The organism is Mycobacterium sp., from assembly GCF_035506235.1.
In the GTDB taxonomy this organism is placed as follows: Bacteria; Actinomycetota; Actinomycetes; order Mycobacteriales; family Mycobacteriaceae; genus Mycobacterium.
Genome location: NZ_DATJPU010000192.1, coordinates 1 through 9,792, shown reverse-complemented (window position 1 = coordinate 9,792; position 9,792 = coordinate 1). Strand labels below are relative to the sequence as shown.

Genomic DNA, 9,792 nt, shown 5'->3' with positions numbered 1-9,792 from the left:
GACGATGCCGTCCCGGCTCAGCTTGGCCGGGCGGGAGGCCGACTTCCCGGCGCGCTGACGCCCCGCCGCCGACGGCGGTTCTGGAGCTGCCATGGCGGTCGCCCTTCGAGTGATGCGGGTTGATCGACTAATGACTCTAGTTGACGACGGCCGTGAAACTGGTGAGCCGGTAACCCCTGCCACCGACTGGGCGAATGCACGTAATCTCTTTCCAGGCTGATTCGAACGCCGAAAGGGGGCTCGCAGTGAACTGGACAACCGCCGCGGGGCCGCTGGTCACCTGCGCCCTCGTCGCCGGCTTCGCCGGCCCCATGCCGGTTGCGCACGCCAAGAACGGCGACACCCACGTCATCGGGCAGGGCCTCGATCAGACGCTGGACTGCAACGACGCCACCCTGATCGTCAACGGCACCGCGAACGTCGTCAACGCGAAGGGCAACTGCTATGCGGTGACGGTCATGGGATCGGGCAACACCGTCATCGCCGACTCCGTCACGCACGACATCACCGTGTACGGCTACGACCAGACGGTGTTCTATCACGGCGGCGCGCCGATCCTCTGGGACCGCGGCCGCGAACTGGGCATGACAAACCGGCTCCAGCAGGTGCCGGGCTGAGGCACGGATCGAGGGGAATCGAGGATCAATGCGCGACCACATCACCGACCGCCCGTCCCGGCTGGCCGCGCTCGCCTTGGCGCCGGCAACCGCGGCGTTGGTGCTGGCGGGCTGCAGCTCCACCGCCAACCCGCCCGGGGGCTCCACCGCGACGACGACGAAGAGCAGCAGCGCGACGACGAGCGCCGCGGCGGCCCCGACGAGCACGAGCGGGGCGAGCACCACGGCGTCGATCGAGATCGGCAACACGCTGCACTACGGGTCGATGGGGACCACGGCCACCCTTGATTGCGCCAGCGGTAAGTCGCTGGACGTGGGCGGCTCCAATAACACGCTGACCATCACCGGTACCTGCGAGACGGTGACCATCGGCGGTGCGAGCAACAAGGTCACGCTCGACAAGGTCAACACGCGCATCACCGTGGTGGGGCTGAGCAACACCATCACCTATAAAGACGGTGACCCCAAGGTCGACAACCTCGGCTCCAGCAACACGATCAGCAAGGGCTGAGCGACAGGGTATTCCGCAGCGACGGGCGCCCGGCTAATTCGCCGGCGCGCCGTGGCGGCCGGCGCCCGCGGCGAACCGCCCGGCCCCTTCCGCGGCCTCCGCGGCAACCCTTGCGATGCTGGCGAATTCGAAGTCGATGGCCTCGGGTTCGGGCCTCCCCCACTGGTGCAGCGCCGACAGCCGATCCGATCGCATGCACTGCTGCGGCAGCGCCGCGAGCCCGGCCGCCAGCTCCTCGGCGGCTTGCCTGGCTTGACCTTTCGGCACGACGCGGTTGGCCAGCCCCATCGCCAGCGCTTCGCCGGCCGCCACGCCGCGGCCGGTGAGGATCATGTCCATCGCCCGGCTCTGCCCGATCAGCCGGGGCAGCCGCACGGTGCCGCCGTCGATGAGCGGCACGCCCCACCGCCGGCAGAACACCCCGAACACGGCGTCCTCCTCGGCTACCCGCAGATCACACCAGAGGGCCAACTCCAGGCCCCCGGCGACGGCGTAGCCGCTGACGGCGGCGATCACGGGTTTGGACAGCACCATCCGCGTTGGTCCCATCGGGCCGGGACCCGTGCGGTGCACGGCGTTGGCGTCGGGCGCGCCGAAGGCCTTCAAATCGGCACCGGCACAGAAGGTTCCATTGTCCCCCCACAGCACGGCCACCGACGCGGTGTCGTCGCGGTCGAATTCCTCGAACGCCGCGTAGAGCGCGGCCGCCGCCGGGCCGTTGACGGCGTTCCGCGCCCCCGGCCGGTCGAGGATCACCGTGGTCACCGGGCCGTTGCGCTCCACCCGCACCGGATCGCTCATGTCACCTCCAACAGGGTCGGGTCACGTCGCTGCGCCAGCTCGGTGGCGAAGCCGTGATAAGCGTCGCGCAGCCGGTCGCCGGGCCAATCGGCGGGTAGCAGTTCGCCGGGCAACATAGGATCGGTGAGCAGGTGGCGCACGATGTCTGCTGCCGCCACGAACCGGCCCGGAATGTCGGGCGCGGCGGCCATCCCGCCGAGCAGCCGGTGGCCGGCCTCGGCCCACGCCGGCAGGTCCCAAAGCTCGCGGGCCAGCTCGGCGGGGGCCTCGTCGCGCGCCTTGAGCGTCCGCACCCGGCCCGCGACATCGGGATCGAGATCCAGCTCGAGGTTGTCGGGTCGCATCCACACGCCCTCGCGCAATTCGCCAAACCGCTTGTCGTGCATGGCGGTTCGCAGTGTAGCCCGGGTGCGGGCGTCGCCGCCCACGCTGGTCACGATCAGCACGACCCAGTCCCCGCGCCACGGCCGGGTTCGGGGGTGCATGGCATCGTCCTGCCGGCGCTGGCGGGCCAGCAATCGATCCGAGAGCCGGTAGCCGTCGGCGGACCGGATCAGGTCACCCGCACCGACCATGCGCGTCAGCGCCACCCGCAGCGCGGTCTCCTTGATGCCGAAATCCGCCGTTAGCCTGATCAATTCGGCGGCGGTGGCGCACGCCGGGTGAGCGCCGAGCAGCACGCTGAGCACCACCGACCGGGCCGTCATGTCTGGCATGGCTTATACCCCTGACGCTTTGCGGCCGTGGTCGCCGAACGGCTCGTCGCGGTGGCGCACCGCCTCCCGGAAGCCGTGCTCGACCGCGTCGGCCACGAAGGCGTGTCCCTCGGGCGTGTGCCGGGCGACGCCGTCGAACACCGTGCTGACCATTCTGCTGGTGGCCACACCCTGTTGCAGGAGGGCCGAATTCAGCGCGAGCTTCACCATGATCAGCTGGTTGACCGGCACCGCCGCGATCCGCTCCACGAGCCGCTCGGTTCGTTCGTCGAGGTCCTCGGGGTCCGGCGCCTCGACGGCAAGGCCCCACTCGGCGGCCCGCGCGCCGGTGATGCAATCGCCGGTGAGCAGCAGGCGTTTGGCGCGCTGATCACCCAGCCGGTGCGCCCACAGGCCGGCCGCCGGGACGCCCCACACCCGCGTGGGCGGGTAGCCGATCTTGGCGTCGGCGGCGGCGATCACCTGGTCGGCGTGCAGCGCGATGTCGGTGCCGCCGGCCACGCAGTAGCCGTGGATCTTGACCACGGTCGGCTTGTCGGCGTGCATCAGGCTGGAGAACCCGCGCACGAAGCGGCTCATCATCTGGTAGTCGATCATCGGGTCCCACGGCTGGTTCGGCACGTGGTTGACCGCCTGGGTCCTGCCGTCGAGCACCGTGCCCCGATAAACGCCCGTTCCCCCGGCCGAGCCGGTGCGATCGGCGTAGGCGCTCAGGTCGAAGCCCGCGCAGAAACCCTCACCGCGACCCGAGACCAGGATGACGTGCACACCGGGGTCGAGGTCGGCGCGCTCGACCAACGCCGAGAGCTCCAGCGGCGTGTCCGCGACGATCGCGTTGCCCTTCTCCGGCCGGTTGAAGGTGATGCGCGCAACCCGGTCGGTGACCTCGTAGGTCATCGTTTTCAGGTTGTCGAAGTCGACCGGCCTGATGGCATGAGTCATGTTGCGGCTCAGCCCTTTACCAGCGCGCGCTCCAGGATGGGCGCAAGGTCCAGCCCGGTGGGCATCGTGCCGAACGCCCCGCCCCACCGGCCCTCGAGCCGGGTGGCCAGGAATGCCTCGGCGACGGCGGGGTGCCCGTGGCGCACCAGCAGCGAGCCCTGCAGCGCCAGGCAGATGTCCTCGGCGACCTTGCGGGCCCGGTAGGCGATGGAGTCCAGGTCGCCCAGGTCCCGCCGCAGCCGCTCGACGTGGCCGCCCAGCCGCGGGTCCTGACCGGCGCCGTCGGCCAATTCGGCGAACAACACCTCGACGCATTCGGGGCGGGTCGCCATGGCGCGCAACGTATCCAGCGCGCCGACGTTCCCCGAGCCCTCCCAGATGCCCATCAGCGGCGCCTCACGGAACAGCCGCGGCATCCCGGAATCCTCGACATATCCGTTGCCGCCCAGGCATTCCAACGCTTCGGCGGCGTGCGGGGTGGCGCGCTTGCAGACCCAGTACTTGCTGGCCGCCAGGCCGATGCGCCGCAGCAGCGCCTCCGTTCGGTCCCCGCGCACCGCCTTGTCGGTGGCGCCGGCCATTCGCATCGCGACAATCGTGGCGGCCTCGGCCTCCACGGCCAGGTCCGCCAGCACGTTGCGCATCAGCGGCTGGTCGATCAGGTAGGCGCCGAACGCCTTTCGGTGCTGGGCGTGGTGGATGGCGCGGGTCAGGCCGGTGCGCATGCTGGTCGCGCTGCCCAGCGTGCAGTCCAGCCGGGTGAGGTTGACCATCTCGATGATCGTCGGGACGCCGCGGCCCTCCTCGCCCACCAGCCACGCGACGGCGCCGTCGTACTCGACCTCGCTGGAGGCGTTGGCGTGGTTGCCGAGCTTGTCCTTGAGCCGCTGCAGGAACATCCGGTTGCGGGTGCCGTCCGGCAGCACCCGCGGCAGCAGGAAGCACGACAGCCCGCCCGGTGCCTGCGCCAGCACCAGGAAGATGTCGCACATCGGCGCCGAGGTGAACCATTTGTGACCGGTCAGGCTGTAGGTGCCGTCCCCGTTCGGGGTCGCCTGGGTGGTGCCGGCGCGCACGTCGGAGCCGCCCTGCTTCTCGGTCATCGACATCCCGGCGGTGATGCCGGCCTTGGCGGTGGCCGGCTTCAGCTCGGGGTCGTACTCGCGACTGGTCAGCAGCGGCTCGTAAACCGCGGAGAGTTCGCGGTTGTTGCGCAGCGCCGGGACGACGGCGTACGTCATCGAGATCGGGCAGGTGTGTCCGGCCTCGACGTTCCAGACCGACATCTTGGCCGCACGTACCACGTGCGCACCCGGCCGCTCGTCGGCCCACGGTGCGGCGTGGATGCCGTGAGCGATCGCCGCGCGCATCAGCTCGTGGTAGGCCGGGTCGTACTCCACCTCGTCGATGCGGTGCCCGTATCGGTCGTGGGTGTGCAGCACGGGCCGGTTGCGGTCGGCAAGCTCGCCCCAACGCTGAGCTTCGCGCGTGCCCGCAAGCGCCCCAAGCTCGTTCACCTCTTCTGCGCCCCACTGCCCGCCCTCGCGGATCAGGGCCTCGACGAGCACGGCGGACGTCGCGGGGTTGTGGTTCTCCAGGGTCGGAACCTGGTTGGTGACGACATGGGTGTCTGGCATGGCACCGATGTTACATTCTTACGACGGCCGCACAAGAGGTGTAATGATCAGCGGGGGTGGGCCGCGAAGAATTGCCACAGCGTCTGGGTCGCGAAGGGCGGCCACTCGTGCCCGGCCCCGTCGACGGTGACGAGCACGACGCTGCGGCCCTCGGCGCATCCGGCCGTCGACGTGGTCACCGGGCCGCTGGTGGTGGCCGCCGGGGCGCCGCATCGATCGACGTTGCGCCAGAACGCATTAACCTCCGGCACCGACGGGCCGTTGATGACGCTGAAGCCCTGCCCGCCGTTGTACGGGACGAGTCGATCGGTGGTGCCGTGAATGTGGATGACCGACGTCGGGTGCGGGGCGCGGCACGCGTTCAGCTGCGTCCCGGCAACCGGGCCGATCGCCGCGAAAATGCCGGTGGCGCAGGCCAGCGTGAAAGACATGATGGCGCCGTTGCTCATGCCGGCGGCATACACCTTGGCGGCGTCGATGCCGAGGTTCTTGGCGACGTCGGCCACCGCTGCGCTGATGAAATCGACGTCATCGACGCCCTCTCGTCCCGGCCGGCCGCAGCAGGTTTCCCCGTCGACGTTCCAGGCCCGGCCGAGGCCATCGGGATACGCGACGATGAACTTGCCCGAATCGGCCAAACCGTCCCAGTGGTAATCCCTTTCGGCTTGCCTGGCGCTGCCGGAATAGCCGTGCAGCACGACCACCAGCGGGGCCGGCGCGGGCGCCGCCGCGGGCTTGTACAGCCGATAGGTGCGATCGCGTCCGCCGACACTGAGGTGGTGCAGGCTGGTCCCGTTGACGAAGCCCGACGGCGGCTCGGCCCACGGCGCGCAACCCGTGGCCAGCAGAATTACTCCGAAAAGCGTCGCGAGCCGACCGACCATGGGCCGCGAGTCAGCCGCCGGTCTTTTCCCGCAGGAACGCGATGTCGTCCTTGCGGCCCTCGTCGGCGGTTTCGCAGATGACGGGCGCGGCGGCGGCGTTGACGACCGCGGCGAGCAGCTCGGGATCGATCTGGCCGGTGCCGAAGTTGGCGTGCCGGTCGGCGCCCGAGCCCGCCGCGTCGCGCGAGTCGTTGCAGTGCACCAGGTCGATGCGGCCGGTCAGCGCCTTGATCCGGTCGACGGCGCCGACCAGCTCCTCGCCCGCTGCCCACGCGTGGCAGGTGTCCAGGCAGAAGCCAATGCCCTTGTCGCCGATGCGATCCCACAGCCTGCCGATGGTGTCGAAATGGCGGGCCATCGCGTGGTCGCCGCCCGCGGTGTTCTCCAGGTACACCGCCACGTCGGTTTCGAGGTAGTCCAGCGCCTTGACCCACCGCTCGAAGCCGGCCTCCATGTCGTTGTCGTCGGCGTGGCCGCCGTGCACGATCACCGCCGTCGCGCCGATTTCCGACGCCGCGTCGCAGGTGTCCTGCAGGATCTTGCGCGACGGGATGCGGATGCGGTTGTTGGCCGATGCCACGTTGATGAGGTACGGCGCGTGGACATACAGCGGGATCGTGGACGCCTTCAGCGCCTCGGCGTCGTCGCGGGGCTTGGGCTTCTTCCAGCTCTGCGGGTTGCCCAGGAAGAACTGCACCGCGTCGGCGCCGTCCGCCTGCGCGGCGGCCAGGGGATCGTCGCTGTGGACGTGCGAACCGATGAGCACGGGATCGAGTCTAATCGGGCGTCTGACGCCGACTGCCACGCCAGCGTGACGATCGGCTGTGACAGCCACGCTGGCGTGACGATCGGCGCAAAGAAAAAGCCCCGGGGCGAACCCGGGGCTTTTTCGTGACTCGACTAGCGGTAGTCGCTGTATCCGTAGTCGTCCAGCGGGACCGCGGCCCCGGTGGCCTGACCGAAGTCCGGGCTGTAGTAGTGATCCTCGTAGGACGGGATCGTGTACGCCGCGGCGCGGGCCTCCTCGGTGGGCTGCACCTGGATGTTGCGGTACCGGTTGATGCCGGTACCTGCCGGGATCAGCTTTCCGATGATCACGTTCTCCTTCAGACCGTTGAGCTTGTCGCTGCGGCAGTTGATCGCCGCGTCGGTCAGCACTCGCGTGGTCTCCTGGAACGACGCCGCCGACAGCCATGAGTCGGTGGCGAGGCTCGCCTTCGTGATGCCCATCAGCACCGGACGCCCGGCGGCGGGCTCGCCGCCCTCGGCCACCACCCGGCGGTTCTCCGCCTCGAACTCCGCGCGGTCGATCAGCGAGCCGGGCAGGAACTCCGTCGAGCCCGAGTCGATGATGGTGACCCGGCGCAGCATCTGGCGAACGATCACCTCGATGTGCTTGTCGTGGATCGACACACCCTGCGCGCGGTAGACCTCCTGGACCTCGCGGACCAGGTGGATCTGCACCTCGCGCGGGCCCTGCACGCGCAGCACCTCGTGCGGGTCGGCCGAGCCCTCCATCAGCTGCTGGCCCACCTCGACGTGGTCGCCGTCGGACAGCACCCGCTCGGAGCCGTCCTCGTGCTTGAACACCCGCAGCCGCTGCCGCTTGGAGAGCTTGTCGTAGACGACCTCCTCGCCGCCGTCGTCGGGGACGATGGTGATCTTGTAGAAGCGCTCACCGTCCTCGAGGCGGACCCGCCCGGTGACGTCGGCGATCGGCGCCTTGCCGCGCGGAACCCGGGCTTCGAACAGCTCCTGCACACGGGGCAGACCGCCGGTGATGTCCTCACCGACGCCACCCTGGTGGAAGGTCCGCATGGTCAGCTGCGTGCCCGGCTCGCCGATGGACTGGGCCGCCACGATGCCGACGGCCTCGCCGATGTCGACCAGCTTGCCGGTGGCCATCGACCGCCCGTAGCAGGTCGTGCAGACCCCGGTGCCGGTGGTGCACGTCAGCACCGACCGCACCTTGACCTGCGTGATGCCCGCCGCCAGCAGGGCGTCGATCTCCGGGTCGCCCAGGTCCTCGCCGCGCGCGACGACGACGTTGCCGGCCTCGTCGACCGCGTCGGTGCCCAAAGTCCGCGCGTACGCCGAGGTCTCGATGTACGGGTCGCGGATCAGCGTGCCGTCCGGCTGGCGCTCGGCCAGCTCGACGACGATGCCGCGCTCGGTCTGGCAGTCGTGCTCGCGGACGATGACGTCCTGGCTCACGTCCACCAGACGGCGGGTCAGGTACCCGGAGTCGGCGGTGCGCAACGCGGTGTCCGCCAGGCCCTTTCGGGCGCCGTGGGTGTTGATGAAGTACTCCAGCACGGTCAGGCCCTCGCGGAACGACGACTTGACCGGACGCGGGATGAACTCACCCTTCGGGTTGGTCACCAGACCCTTCATGCCGGCCAGCGTCCGGGTCTGGGTGAAGTTACCCGTGGCGCCCGAGTCGACGATCGTGATGATCGGGTTGTCGGCCGGGTAGTGCTCCCGCAGCGCCTGACCCACCTCGTCGGTGGCTTCCTTCCAGATCTCGACCAGCGCCTCGTTGCGCTCGTCGTGGTTCAAAGCACCACGCTGGAATTGCTTTTCGACCTTGTCGGCCCGCTCCTCGTAGTGGTCGAGGATCTCCTTCTTGCGCGGCGGGACCAACACGTCGGCCATCGAGACCGTCACACCGCTGCGGGTCGCCCAGTAGAAGCCGGCGTCCTTCAGCTTGTCAACGGTCTGCGCGACCACGATCATCGGGTAGCGCTCGGCCAGGTCGTTGATGATGGCGGCCTGCACCTTCTTGTGCATCTGCTTGTTCACGAACGGGTAGCCCAACGGCAACAGCTCGTTGAACAGCACCCGGCCCAGCGTGGTGTCGGCCATCCAGGCATCCCCCGGCTGCCAGCCGTTGGCACCGAACAGCTCGGCCTCGATCTCGGCCGGCGGACGCAGCTGGGTCAGCCGCACCTTGATCTTGGCGCGCACCGACAGCACACCGCGGTCGGACGCCATGATCGCCTCGGCGGGCGAGGAGTACACGCCGACCTCCGGCTGGTCCTTGGCGGCCGGCGAGTATTCGCCCTTGTCGCCATCGACCTCGGTGGTCAGGTAGTACAGCCCCGTCACCATGTCCAGTCGCGGCATGGCCAGCGGGCGGCCGGACGCCGGCGACAGGATGTTGTTACTCGACAGCATCAGGATGCGGGCCTCGGCCTGCGCCTCCGCGCTCAAAGGCAGGTGCACGGCCATCTGGTCGCCGTCGAAGTCGGCGTTGAAGGCCTCACACACCAACGGGTGCAGCTGAATCGCCTTGCCTTCCACCAGCATCGGCTCGAAGGCCTGGATTCCCAACCGGTGCAGGGTGGGCGCGCGGTTCAGCAGCACCGGGTGCTCGGCGATGACCTCCTCGAGCACGTCCCACACCTGGGGACGCTGACGCTCGACCATCCGCTTGGCGCTCTTGATGTTCTGCGCGTGGTTGAGGTCGACGAGCCGCTTCATCACGAACGGCTTGAACAGCTCCAGCGCCATCAGCTTGGGCAGCCCGCACTGGTGCAGCTTGAGCTGTGGGCCGACCACGATGACCGAACGGCCCGAGTAGTCGACGCGCTTACCGAGCAGGTTCTGACGGAACCGGCCCTGCTTGCCCTTGAGCAGATCCGACAGCGACTTCAGCGGACGGTTGCCCGGCCCGGTGACCGG

The 9,792-nt window shown here is 69.3% G+C and carries 9 protein-coding genes and 1 pseudogene; 2 read left to right on the top strand and 8 right to left on the bottom strand.

What is annotated here, in order from left to right; all coding sequences use genetic code 11:
- Positions 1–93, bottom strand: a pseudogene (locus VMD50_RS18245) (TetR/AcrR family transcriptional regulator); the annotation flags it as partial.
- A 152-nt stretch (positions 94–245) separates the two neighbouring features.
- On the opposite strand from VMD50_RS18245, the gene VMD50_RS18240 reads away from it, so the two are divergent.
- The gene (locus tag VMD50_RS18240; RefSeq protein WP_325429305.1) at positions 246–617 is read left to right on the top strand and encodes a DUF3060 domain-containing protein; all 372 of its coding nucleotides are present in this window, start codon (positions 246–248) and stop codon (positions 615–617) included.
- Between the two features lie 28 nt (positions 618–645).
- Positions 646–1,128 carry a DUF3060 domain-containing protein gene (locus VMD50_RS18235; protein ID WP_325429303.1) on the top strand — a complete coding sequence of 161 codons (483 nt, stop codon included), beginning with the start codon at positions 646–648 and terminating at the stop codon, positions 1,126–1,128.
- Positions 1,129–1,161: 33 nt separating this feature from the next.
- Here the strand turns inward: VMD50_RS18235 and VMD50_RS18230 are convergent, their stop codons facing one another.
- The 7 genes from VMD50_RS18230 to rpoC all read right to left on the bottom strand — a co-directional run.
- Positions 1,162–1,929: a crotonase/enoyl-CoA hydratase family protein gene (locus tag VMD50_RS18230; RefSeq protein ID WP_325429301.1), complete on the bottom strand. Its 768-nt coding sequence runs from the start codon at positions 1,927–1,929 to the stop codon at positions 1,162–1,164.
- The gene (locus tag VMD50_RS18225; protein ID WP_325429299.1) at positions 1,926–2,645 is read right to left on the bottom strand and encodes a PaaX family transcriptional regulator C-terminal domain-containing protein; all 720 of its coding nucleotides are present in this window, start codon (positions 2,643–2,645) and stop codon (positions 1,926–1,928) included. Before VMD50_RS18225 ends, VMD50_RS18230 begins: the two co-directional genes overlap by 4 nt.
- Positions 2,646–2,648: 3 nt before the next feature.
- Positions 2,649–3,587, bottom strand: coding sequence for a crotonase/enoyl-CoA hydratase family protein (locus VMD50_RS18220; RefSeq protein ID WP_325429297.1), 939 nt, complete (start codon positions 3,585–3,587; stop codon positions 2,649–2,651).
- Between the two features lie 8 nt (positions 3,588–3,595).
- Positions 3,596–5,224, bottom strand: a complete 1,629-nt coding sequence (locus VMD50_RS18215) for an acyl-CoA dehydrogenase family protein (RefSeq protein WP_325429295.1) — start codon at positions 5,222–5,224, stop codon at positions 3,596–3,598.
- A gap of 47 nt (positions 5,225–5,271) precedes the next feature.
- Positions 5,272–6,108 (bottom strand): extracellular catalytic domain type 1 short-chain-length polyhydroxyalkanoate depolymerase, encoded by an 837-nt coding sequence (locus tag VMD50_RS18210; RefSeq protein WP_325429293.1) that lies wholly within the window; start codon positions 6,106–6,108, stop codon positions 5,272–5,274.
- A gap of 10 nt (positions 6,109–6,118) precedes the next feature.
- A complete protein-coding gene (locus VMD50_RS18205; protein ID WP_325429292.1) occupies positions 6,119–6,874 on the bottom strand; it encodes a deoxyribonuclease IV in 756 nt (251 codons plus the stop codon).
- Between the two features lie 134 nt (positions 6,875–7,008).
- A partial coding sequence (rpoC, locus tag VMD50_RS18200; protein WP_325429291.1) for a DNA-directed RNA polymerase subunit beta' occupies positions 7,009–9,792 on the bottom strand: 2,784 nt, incomplete at its 5' end.